This is a genomic window from Variovorax multivorans, assembly GCF_051216835.1.
Classification (GTDB): Bacteria; Pseudomonadota; Gammaproteobacteria; order Burkholderiales; family Burkholderiaceae_C; genus Variovorax.
The window spans coordinates 87,413-107,240 of the sequence record NZ_JBPJZL010000003.1 but is presented as its reverse complement, the minus strand read 5'-3'; the positions used below and the strand labels follow the sequence as shown (position 1 = coordinate 107,240).

The following is a 19,828-nucleotide window of genomic DNA, read 5'->3' as shown; positions in this document are numbered from 1 at the left end:
CCGTGTTGTTGACGCTGGTCATCGTCTATCTGCTGGTCACCATCGCAATCGGCCTCTATGCCGCCAAGCGGGTGAAGAACACCACCGACTTCGCCATTGCCGGGCGGCACCTGCCGCTCTTCATGATCGTCACGACCACCTTTGCCACGTGGTTCGGCTCCGAAACGGTGCTCGGCATACCGGCCAAGTTCATCGAGGGCGGGCTCAACGGCGTGGTCGAAGACCCGTTCGGCGCGGGCACCTGCCTGATCCTGGTGGGCCTGTTCTTCGCGGGCAAGCTCTACCGGATGACGCTGCTGACCATCAGCGACTACTACCGCGAGCGCTACGGCCGCACGGTGGAAGTGGCCTGCTCGCTCATCATCATGCTGAGCTACCTGGGCTGGGTGTCGGCGCAGGTCACGGCGCTGGGGCTGGTGTTCAACCTGCTGTCGGGCGACGCCATCAGCATCCCGGTGGGCATGGTGATCGGGGTGGTCTCGATCCTGGCCTACACGCTGTTCGGCGGCATGTGGTCGGTGGCGGTGACCGACTTCATGCAGATGATCATCCTGGTAGCTGGCCTGGCCGTCATCGCGATGTTCGCGGGCAACATGGCCGGCGGCGCCGACAAGGTGGTGGCCTTTGCCGTGAGCAAGGATCTCTTCAAGTTCTGGCCCGAGCCGAGCTGGCACGACATGGTGTTCTTCTTTGCGGCCGCCATCACGATGATGCTGGGCTCTATTCCGCAGCAGGACGTGTTCCAGCGCGTGATGTCGGCCAACAGCGTGAAGGCGGCCCAGCGCGGCCCGGTGATCGGTGGCGTGGCGTACATCCTGTTCGCCTTTGTGCCGATGTTCCTGGTGGCCAGCGCGTTGCTGATCATGCCGGAGCAAACCGCCACGCTGCTGAAGGAAGATCCGCAGAAGGTGCTGCCCACGCTGGTGCTGCAGAAGATGCCGTTCGTGATGCAGGTGCTGTTCTTTGGTGCGCTGCTGTCTGCCATCAAGTCGACCGCCTCGGCCACCTTGCTGGCGCCCAGCGTCACTTTCACCGAGAACATCTGGCGCCAGTTCCGCCCGGCCGGCACCGACCGCCAGAACCTCATGACGATGCGCATCACGGTGCTGCTGTTCAGTGCCGCCGTGCTGGCCTACGCGATCCGCATGCAGGGCACGCCGATCTACGAACTGGTGTCGGGTGCCTACCAGGTGCCGCTGGTGGGGGCCTTCGTGCCGCTGGTGTGCGGCCTGTACTGGCGCCGCGCCAGCACCCAGGGAGCAGTCGCTTCGATCGTCCTGGGCATCGGCGTGTGGCTGCTGTTTCTGTGGATGCCCTGGGGCAGAGCGTTCCCGGCCCAGTTGGCGGGCGTGCTCTGCTCGTTCGTGGGCATGGTGGCCGGCTCGCTGCTGCCGCAATGGTTGGCGAACACTCACACGCCGCACCGCCCGCTGGCCACCGAGCCAGCCTGAAGCCCGGGCTCGGCGGTCGGGCTGGGCGCCCTTTGGCAGGGGCACCCCTATAATCGAGGGCTTTGCGAGCGGCAGCTGCGCCGCTTTTTGACCTCATTTCCCATGCCCATCTACGCCTACAAGTGCAGCGCCTGCGGCTTTGCCAAAGACGCCCTGCAAAAGATGTCCGACGCGCCCCTGACGGTGTGTCCGGCGTGCGGTGCGAGCGCATTCGAAAAGCAGGTCACGGCCGCCGGCTTCCAGCTCAAGGGCTCGGGCTGGTACGTGACTGATTTCCGTGAGGGCGGCGGCAAGAAGGCCGAGCCTGCCACGGCGCCCGTGTCGAGTGACGGTGCCAAGTCCACCGAATCTTCCTCTTCCGCCGCCGCGCCGAGCCCCGCTCCGGCGCCCGCGGCACCGGCCCCAGCGCCGGCTGCTGCTGCCAAGAGCGGCGACTGATCGAACACCATGCTCGCCCTGCGCAAATGGTTGCTGTCCGGCCTGCTGGTCATCGTGCCGCTGGTCATCACGCTCGGCGTGCTGAACTGGATCATCGGCACGCTCGACCAGACGCTGTGGCTGCTGCCCGAGCAATGGCAGGTCTGGCTCAGCGACCACAAGGTGCGCGGCCTGGGCGTGCTGCTCACGCTGGCGATCCTGCTGGTGGTGGGTGCCACCGCCAGCAACTTCGTCGGCAAGCGCCTGCTCGGCTGGGGCGACGCCGTGGTACGGCGCATTCCGGTGGTGCGCTCGATCTACTCCAGCGTCAAGCAGGTGTCGGACACGCTGTTCTCCGAGAACGGCAATGCCTTTCGCACCGCGGTGCTGATCCAATGGCCGCGCGAAGGCGTGTGGACCATCGCCTTCGTCACCGGTGCGCCCGGCAACGAAGTCGCTGAACACCTCGGCGAAGAGGAATTCCTCAGCGTCTACGTGCCGACCACGCCCAACCCCACGGGCGGCTACTTCGTGATGCTCAAGCGCAGCGACTGCATCGAACTGAAGATGAGCGTGGACGAAGCGCTCAAGTACATCGTCTCGATGGGGGTGGTCGTTCCAGGCGGCCCCACCACGGTGGCGGTGAAATCTTCCAACTCATAAAAAACGAACGCGCCCACAAGGCGCCGGAATGGATTCCTATGGCCATGCGTACTCACTATTGCGGTCTCGTGACCGAAGCCCTGCTGGGCCAAACCGTCACCCTGTGCGGCTGGGTCAACCGTCGTCGCGACCACGGCGGCGTGATCTTCATCGACGTGCGTGACCGCGAAGGTTATGTGCAGGTGGTGTGCGACCCCGATCGCGCCTCCACCTTCGCCGTGGCCGAGAACCTGCGCAACGAGTTCTGCGTGCAGATCACGGGCCTGGTGCGCGCGCGCCCCGAAGGCACGACCAACGACCAGCTCAAGAGCGGCAAGATCGAAGTGCTGTGCCACGAACTGAAGGTGCTGAACCCGTCGGTCACGCCCCCGTTCCTGCTGGACGACGACAACCTGTCGGAAACCACCCGCCTCACGCACCGCGTGCTCGACCTGCGCCGCCCGGCCATGCAGCGCAACATGATGCTGCGCTACAAGGTGACGATGGAAACGCGCAAGTTCCTCGATGCCAACGGCTTCATCGACATCGAGACGCCAATGCTCGGCAAGTCCACGCCCGAAGGCGCGCGCGACTACCTCGTGCCCAGCCGCGTGCACGACGGCAGCTTCTTCGCGCTGCCGCAGTCGCCCCAGCTGTTCAAGCAGCTGCTGATGGTGGCCGGCTACGACCGCTACTACCAGATCGTGAAGTGCTTCCGCGACGAAGACCTGCGCGCCGACCGCCAGCCCGAATTCACGCAGATCGACATCGAGACCTCGTTCCTCGCCGAAGAGGAAATCCGCGAGATGTTCGAAGGCATGATCCGCAACGTGTTCCGCAACGCCGCTGGCATCGACCTGCCGGTGTTCCCGACCATGACGTATGCCGACGCAATGTTCAAGTACGGCTCGGACAAGCCCGACCTGCGCGTGAAGCTCGAATTCACCGAGCTGACGGAACTGATGAAGCGCGTCGAGTTCAAGGTGTTCTCGAATGCCGCCACCATGACCGGCGGCCGCGTGGTGGCGCTGCGTGTGCCCGGCGGCGGCGCCGAAGGCGGCCTGTCGCGCGGCGAAATCGACGCGTACCAGGAGTTCGTCAAGATCTATGGCGCCAAGGGCCTGGCCTATATCAAGGTCAACGACGCGCAAGCCGGCCGCGAAGGCCTGCAGAGCCCGATCGTGAAGAACCTCGACGACAGCACGCTGGCCGAGATCATCGCCCGCACGGGTGCGCGCAACGGCGACATCCTGTTCTTCGGCGCCGACAAGGAAAAGGTCGTCAACGACGCCATCGGCGCGCTGCGCGTCAAGATCGGCCACAGCGCCTTTGGCAAGAAGGCGGGCCTCTTCGACGACCGTTGGGCACCGCTGTGGGTGGTGGACTTCCCGATGTTCGAGTTCGACGAGGAAGGCCAGCGCTGGAGCGCCGTGCACCATCCGTTCACCGCTCCGAAGGATGGCCATGAAGACCTCATGGACACCGCTCCCGAGAAGTGCATTGCCAAGGCCTACGACATGGTGCTCAACGGCATCGAAATGGGCGGCGGCTCGGTGCGTATCCACCGCGAGGAAGTGCAGAGCAAGGTGTTCCGCGCGCTGAAGATCAGCGCCGAAGACGCGCAGCTCAAGTTCGGCTTCCTGCTGGACGCGCTGCAGTACGGCGCGCCGCCGCACGGCGGCATTGCCATCGGCCTGGACCGCCTCGTCATGCTCATGACCGGCGCCGAGTCGATCCGCGACGTGATCGCCTTCCCCAAGACCCAGCGCGCGCAAGACCTGCTGACGCAGGCGCCGAGCCCGGTTGACGAGAAGCAGCTTCGCGAGCTGCACATCAAGCTGCGCAACACGCCCCAAGCTGCCTGATGCTCTGAGGCTCCCATGACGACCAGCCCTCGACCCTGGAAGATCCCGGAGTCGGTGCTGGTCGTGATCCACACGCCGGCGCTCGATGTGCTGCTGATCCGGCGTGCGGATGCCGAGACCGACTTCTGGCAGTCGGTCACCGGCAGCAAGGACGCAGCCGACGAGCCGCTCGCGCTCACCGCGGCGCGCGAGGTGGCCGAGGAAACCGGCATCCAGTGCGGCGAAGGCACGGCGCTGGCCTCGCAACTGGTCGACTGGCAGCTGCGCAACGTCTACGAGATCTATCCGCGCTGGCGCGCCCGCTACGCGCCCGGTATCACCCACAACACCGAGCACCTGTTCGGCCTGTGCGTGCCTGAGCGCATTACGCCCACACTCGACCCGCGCGAGCACACCGACTGGCGCTGGCTGCCGTATCACGAAGCGGCGGATGCCTGCTTTTCCCCATCGAATGCCGAAGCCATTCTGTTGCTGCCAGAATTTGCGCGATGAACCAGCCGGCAGCAGCAACGCAGAACCTCCGGGTCGCGACGTACAACATCCACAAGGGTGTTCAAGGCATCGGACCCGCACGGCGGCTCGAAATCCACAACCTCGGCCACGCCATCGAGCAGCTCGACGCCGACATCGTCTGCTTGCAGGAAGTGCGCAAGATGAACCGGCAGGCGGCCGCCCGTTTCGCGCGCTGGCCCGAGTTGCCGCAGGCCGATTTCCTCGCGCCCGAGGGCTACACCGCCGTCTACGAAACCAATGCCGTCACGCGCCACGGCGAGCACGGCAATGCGCTGCTCACGCGCTGGCCGGTGCTGCGAATCAACCATCAGGATATTTCCGACCACCGCTTCGAACAGCGCGGGCTGCTGCACGTGGTGATCGACGTGGAGGGCCGTCGGGTGCACACCATCGTGGTGCATCTGGGGCTCATCAAGGGCAGCCGGGTTCGGCAGATTGCCCGCCTGCGCGAGTTCATCGACCGCGAGGTGCCGCCCGACGAGGCCGTCGTGGTGGCGGGCGACTTCAACGACTGGGGCGCGCGCATGCGCTATGCCATGAACGCCATGGGCCTGCGCGACACCAGCGACCTGCGCGGTCCGCGCACGCTCACTTACCCCTCGCGCCTGCCGGTGGCGCAGCTCGACTTCGTCTACGGACGCAGGCTGGAGCCGCTGGCCTGCAACGTGCCGCGCGGCCCCATCTGGGCCCGCATGTCCGACCACCTGCCGCTGGTGGCCGATTTCACGCTCCTCAATTGATAGCATTGCTCCAAGAAGGGACGGGCGTTGCGGGCCCGAATGTCTGGAGCCATTCACTGGTACGATCCCCGCCATGCTGAGGAAAACCGACGTCGACCCGCGCCCCGATCGAAACGACGATGACGAGGGTACGCCCGTCTCCGTGAAGATCCGTGAGCGCCTCACCGCGGCGCGCAAGCGCTTCAACGCCAACGACAACATCGCCGAGTTCATCGAGCCCGGTGAGCTGGAGGCCTTGCTCGACGAGGTCGAGGTCAAGATGAAGGGCGTGCTCCAGAGCCTGGTCATCGACGTCGAGAACGACCACAACACCGACAACACCGCACGGCGCGTCGCCAAGATGTACCTGAACGAGGTGTTCCGGGGCCGCTACGTGGCGCCGCCCTCGCTCACCGAGTTTCCCAACGCCGAGCACCTGAACGAGCTGATGATCGTCGGCCCGATCACCGTGCGCAGCGCCTGCTCGCACCACTTCTGCCCGATCATCGGCAAGCTCTGGATCGGGGTGATGCCCAACGAGCACACCAACGTGATCGGCCTGTCGAAGTACGCACGCCTGGCCGAGTGGGTCATGGGTCGTCCCCAGATCCAGGAAGAAGCCGTGGTGCAACTGGCCGACCTGATCCAGGAAAAGACGCAGCCCGACGGCCTCGCGCTGGTCATGGAAGCCGAGCATTTCTGCATGGCCTGGCGCGGCGTGAAGGAAATGGACAGCAAGATGATCAACTCCGTGATGCGCGGCGTGTTTCTCAAAGACCCGAGCCTGCGCCGCGAATTCCTTTCTCTCCTTCCCCGAAAGAGCTGAGCCATGCTGGTCCGACTTCTCTACGCCAGCCGCGCCGTCGACACCAGCCCCGAGGCCATCGAGGCGATCCTCGCGCAATCGCGCACGCACAACACGACCTGCGGCATCACCGGCATCCTCTGCTACGGCGCCGGCACCTTCCTGCAGGCCATCGAAGGTGGCCGCATGGCCATCAGCGAGCTCTACGGCCACATCCAGCGCGATGCGCGCCACAAGGATGTGGTGCTGCTGCACTACGAAGAGATTTCCGAGCGCCGTTTCGGCGGCTGGACGATGGGGCAGGTCAACCTGTCGAAGCTCAACGCATCGACGCTGCTGAAGTACTCCGAAAAGCCCGAGCTCAACCCGTATGCGGTGTCGGGCAAGGTTTCGCTGGCGCTGCTCGAAGAGCTGATGGCCACTGCCGCCATCGTCGGTCGCCACTAGTCCGGCAGGGGTGCCACTCTCCGCATTCGCGCTGATCCTGCTCGCCGGGATCGTTCACGCAGGCTGGAACATCGCCGCCAAGAAGGCGAATGGCGATGCACGTTTCAGCTTCCAGACCAGCGTATTCAACATGCTCATCTGGGCGCCCGTGGGCATCACGCTGGGCTGGAACGTGGTGCCAGGCTGGGGCCTGACCGAGTGGGGCTTCGTCGTGCTCAGCGGCGTGCTGCACATCTTCTATTTCATCGTGCTGCTGCGCGGCTATCGCAAGTCTGACCTCACGGTGGTCTACCCGCTCGCGCGCGGCTCGGGGCCGCTGCTGTCGTCGCTGGTGGCGGTGCTCTTCCTGGGCGAGAAGATCAGCCTGGTTGGCGTGGCAGGCATTGCAGGCGTGGTGGGCGGCGTGTTTCTCGTTGCGGGTGGGCCCAAGCTGTGGCGCAAGGCGCATGACCCGGCGCAGCGCGAGCGCGTGCACAAGGGCATCCGCTACGGTGTGCTGACCGGTGGCTTCATCGCGGCGTACACCGTGACCGACAGCTACGCAGTCAAGTTTCTCGCGATGTCGCCGATCCTGCTCGACTACTTCGGCAATCTCGTGCGCATGGTGCTGCTGGCGCCCGTTGCGCTGAAGGACCGCGCGACCACCGCGCGCATGTGGCGCGAGCAGTGGAAGTACGCGCTGCTGGTTGCGGCGGTCAGCCCGGTGTCGTATGTGCTCGTGCTGTACGCGGTGCAGCAGGCGCCGATCTCGCACGTCGCGCCGGCGCGCGAGGTCTCGATGCTGTTCGCCGCACTGATCGGCGGCCACCTGCTGCGCGAAGGCGACCGGCTGCTGCGGCTGCTGGGCGCGCTGTTCATCGCTGCCGGGGTGGTGGCGCTCGCGATGGGCTGAAGCCATGGTGCTGTTCGGCTGCGACTTCTCCAGCGCGCCGACGGCACGCAAGCCGATCGTGATTGGGGTTGGTGAACTGGCCGGTGCCGACCGCGTCAGGCTGACCAGCCTGCATCGCTTCGCGACGCTCGACGCATGGGGCGAATGGCTGTGCGCCACGCCGTCCTGGACCGGCGGTTTCGACTTTCCCTTCAGCCTGCCGCGCGAACTCGTCGAGCATCTGCGATGGCCGTTGCAGTGGGAGCCGCTGATGGCTCACTACGCCAGCCTGAGCCGTGCCGAAATCCGCGAGACCTTCGCCGCGTTCTGCGCGGCGCGCCCGGTCGGCGGCAAGTTCGCGCACCGTGCGACGGACGGGCCGGCGGGCTCCAGCCCTTCGATGAAGTGGGTCAACCCGCCGGTGGCGTACATGCTCCATGCGGGCGTGCCGCGCCTGCTGGCGGCCGGTGCGCGCATTCCTGGCCTGCACGCAGGCAGCGGTGCCGACCGCATTGCGCTGGAGGCCTATCCCGGCCTGCTGGCGCGCGAGCTGATCGGGCGCCGCAGCTACAAGAGCGACGACCTGCAGAAGCAGACGTCCGAGCGGCACGCCGCACGCGATGACCTGCTGGCCGCGCTCGAGGCAGGGACAACCCGCCTCGGCCTGCGGCTTTCCATCACCAAGCCGCAGCGCGCCGAACTGCTGGCCGATGCCCGCGGAGATGACATCGACGCGGTGCTGTGCCTCCTGCAGGCAGCCTGGGGCCTGCAGCGCGCCGGCAGCCCCGGTTTGGGCCACGGCCTGCCGGAGGGGCTCGACCCGCTTGAAGGATGGATCGTCAGCGCCTGAGCCTTGTTGTCCTACACCGCTTCGGGCTTCCGTCGGCATTCGCCGTCACCGGCCGGGGCCTAGATTGAAATCAGTGGGTCATTTCGGCCCACGGATTTCACTACCCGAACAGGAAGGAAGCGACATGAACAAGGACCAAGTGGCAGGCCGCGTCGAGGAAGCCAAGGGCAAGCTGAAGGAAGCCGCCGGCAAGGTCGTCGGTAACGAAAAGCTCGAGGGCGAGGGCATTGCCGACCAGGCTGCCGGCAAGGTGCAGAAGACCTACGGCGACGTCAAGGAAAAGGCCAAGGACGCGATCAAGTCGGGCGCCGACAAGTTGTGACCGAACAGGGCGGCGGGCACACCCCGCAGCCCTTTTCCATCTCCGTGAGTGACTGGAGGATTCCCATGAACAAATCGAATCAACACATCGCCATGCCGCATTCGCGCGCGTGGCTTGCCGTGCTCGTGGCCGGCGCGGCGCTGACGCTGGCCGCCTGCGACAAGTCCGACAACCGCACTGCGGGCGAGAAGCTCGACAGCGCAGTGGCAAAGACCGAGCAGGCCGCCGATACAGCGGCCGCCAAAACCGGCCAGGCCGTCAAGGACGCCACGGCCAAGGTCGAGTCGTCCGGCACCACTGCCGAGGTGAAGGAAGGCATGGCCAATGCCAAGGAAGCTGCCAAGGACGCCGGTGCAGCGGTGAGCGCGACGGTGAACGATGCCGCCATCACGGCTTCCGTGTCCGCGGGCCTGGCCAAGGATCCGGACCTGAGCGCGATCAAGATCAACGTCGACACCAAGGCCGGCGCGGTGAGCCTGAAGGGCCCGGCACCCACGGCGGCAGCCAAGGCGCGCGCCGAAGAGATCGCCAAGGGCGTGCAGGGCGTGACGTCGGTGGACAACCAGCTCGAAGTGAAGGGCTGATCGATCGCCCTGGCGAGCTTTACTCGTCCGCCCATGAAAAAGCCCGGTCGAACCGGGCTTTTTCATGGGCGGGGCACGCAGCCCTCGATTGGTTCAGTTCAGTGACCGAGCCAGTCCTTCAGCTCGTCGGCATGCTCTTCCTCGTCCGAGAGGATGTCTTCGAGCATGCGGCGCGTGGTCGGATCCTTGTCGCCGATCAGCGCGATCATCTGGCGATACGACTCCACCGCGATGCGCTCCGCGATCAGGTTGGCGCGCACCATCGATTGCAGGTCGGTCGACTCGTCGTAAGCCGCATGGCTGCGCTCCAGCAGGTGCGAGGGCGCAAAGTCGGGCTCCCCGCCGAGCTGCACGATGCGCTCGGCAATGCGGTCGGCATGGCCCGACTCTTCGTTGGCATGCACCAGGAACTCGTCGGCGATGGCGGGCGACTCGACGCCGTTGGCGGTGAAGTAGTGGCGCTTGTAGCGCAGCACGCAGACCAGCTCGGTGGCCAGCGCATCGTTCAGCAACTGGACGACGTCGTCGCGCCAGGGGCCGTAGCTGGGGGTGACGGCGCCGTCGTCGAGGCTCTTGCGCGCGGCATCGAGGCCGCCTTGGTCGAGCACCAGGTGCTTGTGTCCGTTGGTCTTAGAGGAAACATCGGCTTTCATGGAGGGTCCTTTCGTGGGGGGCTTGGGGTCTTCTGCATCAACGTGTTGACCAGGTCAGCCACGTCGGATGTCTTCAGTACCGCCGCCAGCACGGCCGTGGCCGACAACAGTCGCCATGGCCTGACGAGCACCAGCACCGCGCCGGTGGCAGCGGCCGCCGCCATCAGCTTGGCCGGCTCCTTGCGCGCGTAGTGCTCGAGCAGCGGACGCGCCAGCTGGCCGACCGCATGCGCGGGATGCCGGCGCCACCAGCGCTCCACCACGCTGCGGCCCACACCGAGCCACACGTTGTTTCTTCCTCCTCCTTCTCTTCTTTCTCTTTCTCCTCGCGGGTTGCGCGGGTGCTGGTCATGCGGCGGCGCAGCCGAGGTTTCGTGCTGCGCATATTCCAGATCGTCGTTGTCGGGTGCGTCCGCGCCGTCGTTCAGCTGCCGCACAAGCGCGCGGCGCGAGAGGGCCAGGCGCTGCTGCGGAGTAAGGAGATGACGTTCAGCGTTGGCCATGGCGGGCTCCGGTGTCGCGCAAGGCCTGCAGGTCGGCGTCGAGCTGAGAGCGCAGGTCGTCGAAACCGTAGCCTGGCACGGGCCGCGTCGCATACCACGCGCAAATGGCCGCGATCACCACCGCCACGGCCGGCACGGCCACCAGCACCCAGTGAAAGCTGCCGTGCATCACGCCGAGCAGCACGGCCACGCCTATGAGCCCGAGGGCCAGCGTGGCGCTGGCCACTGCCAGCAAGGCCGCGACGAGCCGGGCGACGAGGCCGCGCCCCGCCTGCGCGGATTCCTGGCGGACGAGGGCGGCGTAGTTGGCGAGATGTTCAGCAACGAGATCCGGATGCCCGAGCACCGTGGAAAAAATCGGATGAAGCATGGTGCCGGGAACCGGTGCAGCGACGGAAATTCAGCGGCGAATCAATAGTCGTCCCGGCTGCGGCGGCTGGCCAGCACGATGAGTGCCGTGATAGCTGCGCCGGCGGCTGCGGCCAGCAGCACCGAGCGCACCGGCTGGTCGGAGATGTAGCGGCCGGTGACGTCGGCGGCCTGTTCGATGCGGCGCTGTGCACGCGCGCTGGTGGTGGACGCGGCGTCCAGGCCGCGCTGAACGGCTTGCTGCACGCGGGCTGCCAGCTGCTCGACGCCCGGTTCGGCATCGCGTTGCAGGTCGCGGACCTTTTCGCCCGCCGCATTCACCGCGTTCTGTGCGTAGGCGCGGGTGGTTTCGACCGCTTCACGCGCGGTCTGGCGCACGTCGTCGGCGAGTTGCGAGGGAGTCTTGGTCGTCGTGTTCATGTGAGGTCCTTTCCGGAAAAATGAAATGCGCAAGCCTGTTGATCGTAACGACGCTACTTGCGTCGTAGCAAGCCGGCAAGGAAGCTCGCAATAGCGAGGATCGCGAAGATCACGAAAAGGATCTTGGCAATGCCCACCGCGCTGGCGGCGATGCCGCCGAACCCGAACAGGGCTGCGATCAGGGCGATGACCAGAAACACCACGGCGTAATGCAGCATGTGGAACTCCTTCGAGGCTTGCCTCGTCGTTATGAAAAACCATCGCATCCGCAGCCTCGCGCAGAGGCTTCGGATGGCATGGGTGCAACCTTAAGTGGGGGCATGCCCTCGACCTGTCAGCGGCCAGGGGCGGGGTGCGTAGGAGATGGCCGAGTCGCTCTGCGCCGGTATGTGCAGAAGTGCCGCTCCTGCAGGCGGCTCAGGCCGGCTTGACGACGGGGAGCATGGCGCTCAGGCGGGTGCCCTTGCCTGGCGTCGACGAGACCGTGAGCTTGCCGCGCGCCGCCTCCACCCGGTGCCGCATGCCCGCGAGGCCGTGCGTCGACGGGCGCATGCGCTGCGTGTCGAAGCCCTTGCCGTTGTCTGCCACTTCCACGATGACGTGGTTGTCGTAGTTCTTCAGCACGATGGTGGCTTCGCTGGCCTCGGCGTACTTGCTGATGTTGGTGAGGCTTTCCTGGACCATGCGGTAGATGGTGAGCTGGCGCGACTCGTCCATGGTCACCGGCTCCAGCACCATCTCGACCTGCAGGCCGGAGCGTTCCCCGAACTCGCGCCCCAGGATTTCCAGCGAGGCGACCAGCCCCAGGTTGGAGAGCGAAGACGGCCGTAGGTCTTCGATGATGCGGCGCTTGAGCGCGATGCCGCTGTTGAGCAGGTCGGTCAGGTGTTGCAGCCGCTGGATCGCGTCAGGCGAGTCCGCCAGCCGCGACTTCAGCCGCGCCACGTCCAGCTTGGCGGCGGTGAGCAGAGAGCCCAGCTCGTCGTGCAGCTCGCGCGCAAGATAGCCGCGCTCGGTCTCGCGCACGTCCTGCAGGTGGGTGGCCAGCTCGGCCAGCGAGGCGGTGCGCTCGCGCACCTCGTCTTCCAGCGCATTGCGCTCGCGCTGCAAGGCCTCCTGCTGGCGCTCGCCGATGGAGTGCAGCGCGTGCGTCTGGCGCAGGTACAGGAAGAAGGCGAAGAGCGCTGCCAGCGCCACGATGGCGGTGCCGATGCGCGCCAGCTGCAGCGAGCGCAGCACCTGCTCCTGGCTCTGGTGCAGGGTGACGTTGCTGATCTTCACCAGCTCGCCCGCCGTCGCGCGGATGGAGTCCATCTCCTCGCGGCCCACGTCGGTCGTGATGACGAACTTCCAGGCGTCTTCCTTGCCGTCCTGGCGCAGCCGCACGCTCATGTCCATCTCGGCCACCTTGCGCAGCACGTGCTTCGACAGCTCGGCCAGCTGGGTGAGTTCAGCCGGGCGGCCGGCGTACAGCCGGCGCAGGGTCGCGAGCTGGCCGTCGACCTGCTTGACCGCGTCGTCATAGGGTTTTCGGTAGCTCGCCTCGCCGGTCAGCAGGTAGCCTCTTTGGCCGGTTTCGGCATCCAGCATGTTCTGCAGGATCTGGTTGAGCGCGCCCCGCATCTGCTGCGCCTCGTCGATGTCGGCGAGGGCGCGGCTCGACTGCCGGTAGCCGGCCTCGTTGATGCCGACGAGGGCCAGCGCAGCCAGCGCCGCGAGCAGCAGGCTCACGGCCATTCTTGGAGGGGCTAACCAGTGCATGAAACTTTCGAGGCTGCGTACTACGCAAGTTCGTGAATAATTGACAACAATCAGGGACCCGGTATGTTGCGACCCGCATGTCCGCAACACAACGAAGAAAGTAACAGATGATCAAAATCGGAATTGTGGACGACCACGCCATCGTGCGATCGGGCCTCCGGCAGTTCTTCTCCGAGCACGTGGACCTGCGCGTGGCGGGTGAAGCAGCCAGCGGCCGCGAGGCCATCGAGCTGGTGCGCACCACGGAGCTGGACGTTCTGGTCATGGACCTTTCGATGCCCGGTCAAAGCGGTATCGACGCGCTCGCCATGATCCGCGCCAAGGCGCCGGACGTGGGCATCCTCATACTGAGCGGATACCCCGAAGAGCACTACGCGATGAACCTGATCCGCCAGGGCGCGAGCGGCTACCTCAACAAGGAGTGCGATCCCATCGAGATCGTCAACGCCATCCGCACCATCTCGCTGGGCCGCCGCTACATCACGCCCGCCGTGGCTGAACTGCTGGCCCGCCAGCTTGACCGCAAGGACGACGCCGCGCCGCACGAGCAGCTCTCGGAGCGTGAGTTCCAGGTGTTCCTGAAGCTCGCCAAGGGCGAGACTGCCGGCGACATCGCCAAGACGCTGTCGCTGTCGGTGAAGACGGTGAGCACCTACCGCACGCGCCTGATGGAGAAGATGAACCTCTCCTCCAACAGCGACCTCACCTACTACGCGCTGAAGAACAAGCTGATCGACTGAGATCGGCCAGGGAGCGGAAAGAGTGGGGAGGGGGCCCAACGCGGCTTCTTCCTCAACCCGCCCCGGGAGCCCCGGGCGAGGGGTGCAAGGCCTTGGCCTGCAAGATGCAGAAGTCGACCAGCGCGTCGATTTCGTTCGACTTGTCGAACACCGCGTCGACCCCGAACTCGGCGCAGCGCCGCCGGATGTCGGGCGTCGCATAGTTGCTGAGCACCACCACTTTCTGCACCGGTTTGCGCGACTGGCAGGCCTGGAGCACGCCCAGGCCACTGCCCTGCTTGAGAAAGAGATCGACGATGACGAGGTCCCACTCGCCATCGTGGCCGAGCAGCCATGCGCGTGCGCCGCTTTCGGTTTCGGCAAAGCCGACGACCGTGGTGGAGGTGAGTTCTTCCAGCGTGCCAATGAGGTTTTCACGGATCGTGAGGTTGTCTTCGACGACGTAGGTCTGCAATCTGGAATCCATGCCGAACCGCGCTTCCTCTGAGGTTGGCAGGCGCATCCGCAGCGCCCCTCTGGTGCAAATGCCTGCCAGCGTGGACTTTGAGGCGTTGCGGTGGCAGATCATGCAAGCTTCGGCGCGTGGCTCTTGTAGGCGGGTTCCGACGCATGCATCCGCGAAGCCTGCAAGGTGCATTCGTAGGCAATGCCTCACGGTTTCTGCGGCCCACCGCCGACCCGGGCGGCGCGATCATCCGAGTTACAACGACCCATGGCAACGAACGCAATGAACATCCTGCGCAACCGACCGCTCTGGCAGAAGCTGGTGGCTTGCGTCGTGCTGCTGTTCGCGGCGCTGGTCATCGGGCTTGCCTTCTTTCCCTGGGACATGCTGCGCGAGCCGGTCAACCGCTATGTCAGCGAGAAGACCGGGCGCAAGTTCGAGATCACGCGGCGGCTCGACGTGGGCCTTGGCTGGCGGCAGGCCACGGTCAAGTTCGACGGCATCGAGTTCGCCAACCCCTCGTGGGCGCGCGACCCTTACCTGGTCAAGGCAGACCGCGCCGAGTTCGACATCCGCATCTGGCCGCTGATCGCCAGCAAGATCGTCATTCCGCGGCTCGCGCTCTTCTCGCCCACGCTGGGCCTGCAGATGGAGGCGGACGGGCGCCGCACCTGGGCGCTCGGCAAGGACACCTCCGATGGCGGCACCGTGCCCAGCATTGGCCTGATGCAGGTCGACACCGGCGCGGTCGACTTCCTGGCCAAGCACCTGGGAGTCGACCTGCACGCCGACCTGAGCTACGACAGCAGCCGCGGCGAGATGCCGCTCAATTACCGCATCAAGGGCCGCTACAAGGGGCAGCCGCTGACCGCCAGCGGACGCACCGGCAACGTGCTGCAGATCAACGCCGCGGGTGCGCCGCCGTTTCCGATGGAGATCAACGCGGCCGCCGGCCAGACACAGCTGAAGGCCGCCGGCACCGTGGCCGAGCTGTCGGGGCTCGACGGCATCGACGCAAAGTTCGAGATCAAGGGCCAGACGCTGGGCGCCCTGTTCCCGTTGCTGGGCATCGCGCTGCCGCAGACCTCGCCCTATGCCCTGAGCGGCAACCTGGGCAAGCGCGGCAAGCTGTGGGCAGCCACCGGCCTCAAGGGCAGGCTGGGCCTGTCCGACATCGCCGGCGACATGCGCTTCGACCAGGCCGGCCAGCTTCCGCATCTGGCGGGCGACCTGCGCTCGCGCGTGATGGACATGGACGACCTCGGCCCGCTGATCGGCCTGCCGCCCACGGCGCGCACCGCCAGCACCGTGGAAGGCGTAGCCCCGCCGCCCACCATCACCCAGGTCAAGCGTCCGGGCGGCAAGGTGCTGCCCACGGCGCCGCTCGACTTCGAGCGCCTGCGCGCGATGAATGCCGACGTGAAATACACGGCAGACCGCATCCAGAACGTGCGCGACATCCCGCTCGATCGCGGCAGCGTGCAGGTCAAGCTGGCCGATGGCGTGCTCACGCTCGACCCGCTCGATCTGGGCGTGGCCGGAGGCAAGCTGGGCGGTGCGATCCGCATCGACGCATCGAAGAACCCGGCGGACATCCGCGCTTCGCTCGACGTGCGGGCGATGCAGCTCGCCCGCCTGTTCCCCAAGCTCGAAACCACGGGCAACAGCGTGGGGCGACTGGACGGGCGCATCAACCTCTCGGGTTCCGGCAACAGCGTGGCCAACTGGCTGGGCGGCGCGTCGGGCGACGTAGCGGTCATTTCGGGGCGTGGCCAGTTCGGCAACCTGCTGCCGGTGTTCGCGACGCTGGTGGGCGGCGACATCATCAAGTTCCTGCTGCGCGGCGATCGCAACGTCGAGCTGCGCTGCGCGGCCTTGGCCTTCGACGTGAACAAGGGGCTGATGACTGGACGCACGCTCGTGGTGGACACGACCAACGCCGTGTTCATCGCGACTGGCCAGGCCAACCTGGCGACCGAGGGGCTCGATTTCGTGGTCCGGCCGGAGCCCAAGAGCAAGAGCATCCTGTCGATTCGTACGCCGCTGGTGGTGAGCGGCACTCTCGGCGATCCGAAGGGCGGCGTGGAGGTTGGGCCCCTTGCCGGGCGCGGGCTGGCCGCGTTGGCGCTGGGCGCCATCAATCCGCTGCTGGCGCTGGCCGCGACCATCGAGCCCGGTCCGGGCGTGGATTCCGATTGCAAGGGCGTGCTGGCGCAGGCCAACAAGCCCACGGCCGGGGCGGCGGCCAACGGCGCTGCCCGCGCAAAAGGGGCAAAGCAGCCCTAGAGGGGAAGAGCGGGGCGCTGCGCGCAGACGCTGCAGTGCGGGTCGCGCGCCACGCGCAGCGTGTCGAAAGAGGTGCTGCGCCCGTCGAACATCAACAGCTTGCCCGCCAGCGACGGGCCGATGCCGGCAAGCAGCTTCAACGCCTCGCTGGCCTGCAGCGTGCCGATGGTTCCGACCACGGGGCCGAACACTCCGAGCACTGCACAGCGCGTTTCCTCGAAATCCGCATCGGGCGGGAACAGGCAGGCATAGCAGGGTGAGGCGGCGTCACGCGTGTCGTAAACGCTCAGCTGGCCATCGAAGCGGATCGCCGCGCCCGCCACCAGCGGCTTGCCGTGGGCCACGCAGGCGCGGTTGACGGCCTGCCGGGTGGCGAAGTTGTCGCAGCAGTCGACCACCACGTCGGCCTGTGCGACCAAGCGCGACAGCAGCGCCTCGTCGGCGCGCAGGGCGTGGGTTTCGATGGCGATGTCGGGGTTGATGTCGCGCATGGCCTGCGCGGCGGATTCGACCTTGGCGAGGCCCACACGCGCGTGGGTGTGGGCGACCTGGCGCTGGAGATTGGTGAGGTCGACCTCGTCGTCGTCGACCAGCACGATGTGGCCGACCCCCGCTGCCGCAAGGTACAAGGCCACCGGCGAACCCAGTCCGCCGGCGCCTATGACGAGAACCCGTCCGGCACTGACGCGCTCTTGCCCGTCGATGCCGAATTCCTCCAGGAGGATGTGGCGCGAATAGCGCAGCAGCTGGCTATCTTCCATGCGCCACCGGCTCTCAGTTCTCTTTCTTCTCTTCCTTGTTGTCGACGATGACCTGCGTCTTGCTGACCAGCACCGGCTGGCCCTTCAGGCGATTGAGCGCCTGCACCAGCGGGAAGTCCTTGTCGGTGCCGAACTCGGGCACCTTGCGGTCCTGCGGCGGCTTCTTGGCTTCTTCCTCGAGGCGCTTGCGGGCTTCGTCGCGGGCCTTTTCGCGTTCCGGATCCTTGACTTCGGGGCCCTGACCGCTGGCCAAGTGCTTTTCGAGGTCGGCCTCGCGCATGCGCAGGGCGGCAAACGGGCTGCCTTCGGCACTTTCGTCGATCAGCACGTTGGGCACGATGCCCTTGGCCTGGATCGAGGTGCCGCTCGGCGTGTAGTAACGCGCCGTGGTGATCTTCAGGCCGGTATCCGGGCCGAGCGGGCGCACTGTCTGCACCGAGCCCTTGCCGAAGGTCTGGCTGCCCATGATGGTCGCGCGCTTGTGGTCTTGCAGAGCACCGGCGACGATTTCGCTGGCCGAGGCCGAGCCTTCGTTCACCAGTACCACCAGCGGCACGCTCTTGAGCGCGGCCGGCAGGCTGCGTAGCGGGTCGCTGCCCGAACGGCGCTGGTAGAACTCCGGCGCCGCCTTGTAGACCGACTTGCTTTCGGCCAGCTGGCCGTCGGTGGTGACTACCGTGACGTTCTCGGGCAGGAAGGCCGACGACACTGCCACAGCCGCGTCGAGCAGACCGCCCGGGTCGTTGCGCAGGTCGAGCACCAGGCCCTTGAGGTTCGGGTCTTCCTTGTACAGGTCGTCGATCTTCTTGACGAAGTCGTCGACGGTGCGTTCCTGGAACTGCGACAGGCGGATCCAGCCGTAGCCGGGCTCCATCATCTTGCCGCGGACCGACTGCGTGCGGATCTCTTCGCGCGTGATCGTGACCGGGAAGGTTCGGCTCTCGTCCTTGCGGAAGATGGTCAGCAGCACCTTGGTGTTGGCTTCGCCGCGCATGCGCTTGACCGCCTCGTTCAGCGACAGGCCGCGCACGGCGGTGTCGTCGATCTTGGTGATCAGGTCATTGGGCTTCAGGCCGGCGCGGAAAGCCGGGGAGCCTTCGATGGGCGAGACGACCTTGATGAGGCCGTCTTCCTGCGAAATCTCGATGCCCACGCCGACGAAACGGCCGGTGGTGCCTTCCCTGAATTCCTTGAAGGACTTCTTGTCGAAGTACTGGGAATGCGGGTCGAGCCCGGCAACCATGCCCGAAATGGCGTCGGAGATGAGCTTTTTCTCGTCGACCGGCTCGACGTAGTCGCTCTTGACCATGCCGAAGACGGCAGCGAGTTGCTGCAATTCCTCGAGCGGCAGTGGCGCAAGCGAACCGCGTGCGACTGTCTGCAACGAGACGGTGGTCAGGACGCCTGCTACGGCGCCGGCGGCGACCCAGCCGGTGATCTTCAGTTTCTGGCCCATCATGAGTGGTTGTCCTTGTCGGCGGCTGTCGAATCAATATACACAGCTTGGAAGCAATTTGTTTGCCGGGGTTCCACGGATGGAGCGCCGGGCAGGGGCATTCAGGGCGGTCTTTACCGTCTTTTCAGCCCTTACCTTGCGATGCCACCGCTGCGGCTGCCTTTTCGGCGGCTGCGGCATCGCCTAGATAGTAGTGGCGCAGGGGCTTGAGGTCATCGTCGAGCTCGTAGACCAGCGGAATGCCGTTCGGGATGTTCAGGCCGACGATGGCGTCGTCGGAGATGCCGTCGAGGTACTTCACCAGCGCCCGGATCGAATTGCCGTGGGCCGCCACGACCAGGCGGCGCCCGGTGCGGATGGCAGGCGCCATCGACTCGTTCCAGAAGGGCAGCACGCGCGCCACCGTGTCTTTCAGGCACTCGGTCAGCGGAATCTGTTCAGGCGCCAGCTTGGCGTATCGCACGTCGCTGCGCTCGCTGCGCGGGTCATCGGCTTCCAGGGGCGGGGGCGGGGTGCCATAGCTGCGGCGCCAGACCAGCACCTGCTCGTCGCCGTACTTCTTGGCGGTTTCGGCCTTGTTCAGGCCTTGCAGGCCGCCGTAATGGCGCTCGTTCAGGCGCCAGGAATGGACCACCGGCAGCCAGGTGCGGTCGAGCTCGTCGAGCGTGTGCCACAGGGTGCGGGTGGCGCGCTTGAGCACGCTCGTGTAGGCAACGTCGAAGTCGTAGCCTTCGGCCTTGAGCAGCCGGCCGGCCTGCTTGGCCTGCTCCACGCCGGTCTCGGTCAGGTCGACATCGGTCCATCCGGTGAAGCGGTTTTCTAGATTCCAGGTGGATTCGCCGTGACGGATCAATACCAGTTTGTGCATGTGGGAGGCCTTTGGCTGCGCTTGCGAAACCTCGCATTCTAAAATCCCCGGTTTGCCATTCAAGGAACCCCCGTGAAATT

General features: G+C 66.1%; 24 protein-coding genes. 14 read left to right on the top strand and 10 right to left on the bottom strand.

Translation table 11 applies throughout. The features are described from left to right. Nucleotides 1-2: 2 nt before the first annotated feature. The 12 genes from ACSFCA_RS07500 to ACSFCA_RS07445 all read left to right on the top strand — a co-directional run bounded on the left by ACSFCA_RS07500 (nt 3) and on the right by ACSFCA_RS07445 (nt 9,486). The gene (locus tag ACSFCA_RS07500) at nt 3-1,451 is read left to right on the top strand and encodes a high affinity choline transporter 1 (protein WP_435459361.1); all 1,449 of its coding nucleotides are present in this window, start codon (nt 3-5) and stop codon (nt 1,449-1,451) included. A 102-nt stretch (nt 1,452-1,553) separates the two neighbouring features. After that, nucleotides 1,554-1,889 carry an FmdB family zinc ribbon protein gene (locus ACSFCA_RS07495; protein WP_258353251.1) on the top strand — a complete coding sequence of 112 codons (336 nt, stop codon included), beginning with the start codon at nt 1,554-1,556 and terminating at the stop codon, nt 1,887-1,889. A gap of 9 nt (nt 1,890-1,898) precedes the next feature. Beyond that, a complete protein-coding gene (locus tag ACSFCA_RS07490) occupies nt 1,899-2,531 on the top strand; it encodes a DUF502 domain-containing protein (protein WP_258353252.1) in 633 nt (210 codons plus the stop codon). A gap of 38 nt (nt 2,532-2,569) precedes the next feature. Further along, nucleotides 2,570-4,375 carry an aspartate--tRNA ligase gene (aspS, locus tag ACSFCA_RS07485; protein WP_093057480.1) on the top strand — a complete coding sequence of 602 codons (1,806 nt, stop codon included), beginning with the start codon at nt 2,570-2,572 and terminating at the stop codon, nt 4,373-4,375. Nucleotides 4,376-4,390: 15 nt separating this feature from the next. Further along, on the top strand, nt 4,391-4,867 hold the full coding sequence (gene nudB, locus ACSFCA_RS07480) for a dihydroneopterin triphosphate diphosphatase (protein WP_093057481.1): 477 nt from the start codon (nt 4,391-4,393) through the stop codon (nt 4,865-4,867). After that, nucleotides 4,864-5,628, top strand: a complete 765-nt coding sequence (locus tag ACSFCA_RS07475; protein WP_435459362.1) for an endonuclease/exonuclease/phosphatase family protein — start codon at nt 4,864-4,866, stop codon at nt 5,626-5,628. Before nudB ends, ACSFCA_RS07475 begins: the two co-directional genes overlap by 4 nt. Before the next feature lie 73 nt (nt 5,629-5,701). After that, nucleotides 5,702-6,433 carry a GTP cyclohydrolase I gene (gene folE, locus ACSFCA_RS07470; RefSeq protein WP_093057483.1) on the top strand — a complete coding sequence of 244 codons (732 nt, stop codon included), beginning with the start codon at nt 5,702-5,704 and terminating at the stop codon, nt 6,431-6,433. 3 nt (nt 6,434-6,436) lie between these two features. Next, nucleotides 6,437-6,859 carry a BLUF domain-containing protein gene (locus tag ACSFCA_RS07465; RefSeq protein WP_093057484.1) on the top strand — a complete coding sequence of 141 codons (423 nt, stop codon included), beginning with the start codon at nt 6,437-6,439 and terminating at the stop codon, nt 6,857-6,859. A gap of 10 nt (nt 6,860-6,869) precedes the next feature. Then, on the top strand, nt 6,870-7,751 hold the full coding sequence (locus tag ACSFCA_RS07460; protein ID WP_258353254.1) for an EamA family transporter: 882 nt from the start codon (nt 6,870-6,872) through the stop codon (nt 7,749-7,751). Between the two features lie 4 nt (nt 7,752-7,755). Further along, complete coding sequence (locus tag ACSFCA_RS07455; RefSeq protein WP_435459363.1) at nt 7,756-8,580, top strand: DUF429 domain-containing protein; 825 nt, start codon at nt 7,756-7,758, stop codon at nt 8,578-8,580. A 124-nt stretch (nt 8,581-8,704) separates the two neighbouring features. After that, nucleotides 8,705-8,902, top strand: a complete 198-nt coding sequence (locus ACSFCA_RS07450) for a CsbD family protein (protein WP_258353256.1) — start codon at nt 8,705-8,707, stop codon at nt 8,900-8,902. A gap of 65 nt (nt 8,903-8,967) precedes the next feature. Further along, nucleotides 8,968-9,486, top strand: a complete 519-nt coding sequence (locus ACSFCA_RS07445; RefSeq protein WP_435459364.1) for a BON domain-containing protein — start codon at nt 8,968-8,970, stop codon at nt 9,484-9,486. 98 nt (nt 9,487-9,584) lie between these two features. Here ACSFCA_RS07445 and ACSFCA_RS07440 read toward each other — a convergent pair whose 3' ends face one another. The 6 genes from ACSFCA_RS07440 to ACSFCA_RS07415 form a co-directional block, all read right to left on the bottom strand. Next, nucleotides 9,585-10,139: a ferritin-like domain-containing protein gene (locus ACSFCA_RS07440; protein WP_093058056.1), complete on the bottom strand. Its 555-nt coding sequence runs from the start codon at nt 10,137-10,139 to the stop codon at nt 9,585-9,587. Beyond that, nucleotides 10,136-10,642: a hypothetical protein gene (locus ACSFCA_RS07435; protein WP_435459365.1), complete on the bottom strand. Its 507-nt coding sequence runs from the start codon at nt 10,640-10,642 to the stop codon at nt 10,136-10,138. The genes ACSFCA_RS07440 and ACSFCA_RS07435 overlap by 4 nt, the downstream gene beginning before the upstream one ends. Next, on the bottom strand, nt 10,629-11,012 hold the full coding sequence (locus ACSFCA_RS07430; protein ID WP_258353259.1) for a hypothetical protein: 384 nt from the start codon (nt 11,010-11,012) through the stop codon (nt 10,629-10,631). Before ACSFCA_RS07430 ends, ACSFCA_RS07435 begins: the two co-directional genes overlap by 14 nt. 41 nt (nt 11,013-11,053) lie before the next feature. Next, the gene (locus ACSFCA_RS07425) at nt 11,054-11,431 is read right to left on the bottom strand and encodes a hypothetical protein (protein WP_093058053.1); all 378 of its coding nucleotides are present in this window, start codon (nt 11,429-11,431) and stop codon (nt 11,054-11,056) included. 53 nt (nt 11,432-11,484) lie between these two features. After that, nucleotides 11,485-11,649 (bottom strand): DUF1328 domain-containing protein, encoded by a 165-nt coding sequence (locus ACSFCA_RS07420; protein ID WP_007837165.1) that lies wholly within the window; start codon nt 11,647-11,649, stop codon nt 11,485-11,487. Between the two features lie 199 nt (nt 11,650-11,848). Next, nucleotides 11,849-13,168: a CHASE3 domain-containing protein gene (locus ACSFCA_RS07415; protein WP_435459366.1), complete on the bottom strand. Its 1,320-nt coding sequence runs from the start codon at nt 13,166-13,168 to the stop codon at nt 11,849-11,851. 131 nt (nt 13,169-13,299) lie between these two features. Between ACSFCA_RS07415 and ACSFCA_RS07410 the strand changes: the two genes are divergently transcribed. Next, on the top strand, nt 13,300-13,932 hold the full coding sequence (locus tag ACSFCA_RS07410; protein ID WP_007837167.1) for a response regulator: 633 nt from the start codon (nt 13,300-13,302) through the stop codon (nt 13,930-13,932). A 52-nt stretch (nt 13,933-13,984) separates the two neighbouring features. On the opposite strand, the gene ACSFCA_RS07405 is transcribed toward ACSFCA_RS07410, so the two are convergent. Then, complete coding sequence (locus ACSFCA_RS07405) at nt 13,985-14,398, bottom strand: response regulator (protein ID WP_258353261.1); 414 nt, start codon at nt 14,396-14,398, stop codon at nt 13,985-13,987. A gap of 246 nt (nt 14,399-14,644) precedes the next feature. On the opposite strand from ACSFCA_RS07405, the gene ACSFCA_RS07400 reads away from it, so the two are divergent. Beyond that, nucleotides 14,645-16,663 carry an AsmA family protein gene (locus ACSFCA_RS07400; RefSeq protein ID WP_435459367.1) on the top strand — a complete coding sequence of 673 codons (2,019 nt, stop codon included), beginning with the start codon at nt 14,645-14,647 and terminating at the stop codon, nt 16,661-16,663. Here ACSFCA_RS07400 and ACSFCA_RS07395 read toward each other — a convergent pair. The 3 genes from ACSFCA_RS07395 to gpmA form a co-directional block, all read right to left on the bottom strand. Further along, nucleotides 16,660-17,424, bottom strand: a complete 765-nt coding sequence (locus tag ACSFCA_RS07395; protein ID WP_258353263.1) for a HesA/MoeB/ThiF family protein — start codon at nt 17,422-17,424, stop codon at nt 16,660-16,662. The two genes, ACSFCA_RS07400 and ACSFCA_RS07395, sit on opposite strands and share 4 nt — an antisense overlap. Before the next feature lie 13 nt (nt 17,425-17,437). Further along, on the bottom strand, nt 17,438-18,880 hold the full coding sequence (locus ACSFCA_RS07390) for a S41 family peptidase (RefSeq protein ID WP_258355242.1): 1,443 nt from the start codon (nt 18,878-18,880) through the stop codon (nt 17,438-17,440). 124 nt (nt 18,881-19,004) lie between these two features. Beyond that, complete coding sequence (gpmA, locus tag ACSFCA_RS07385; protein ID WP_093058049.1) at nt 19,005-19,748, bottom strand: 2,3-diphosphoglycerate-dependent phosphoglycerate mutase; 744 nt, start codon at nt 19,746-19,748, stop codon at nt 19,005-19,007. Between the last annotated feature and the right edge of the window lie 80 nt (nt 19,749-19,828).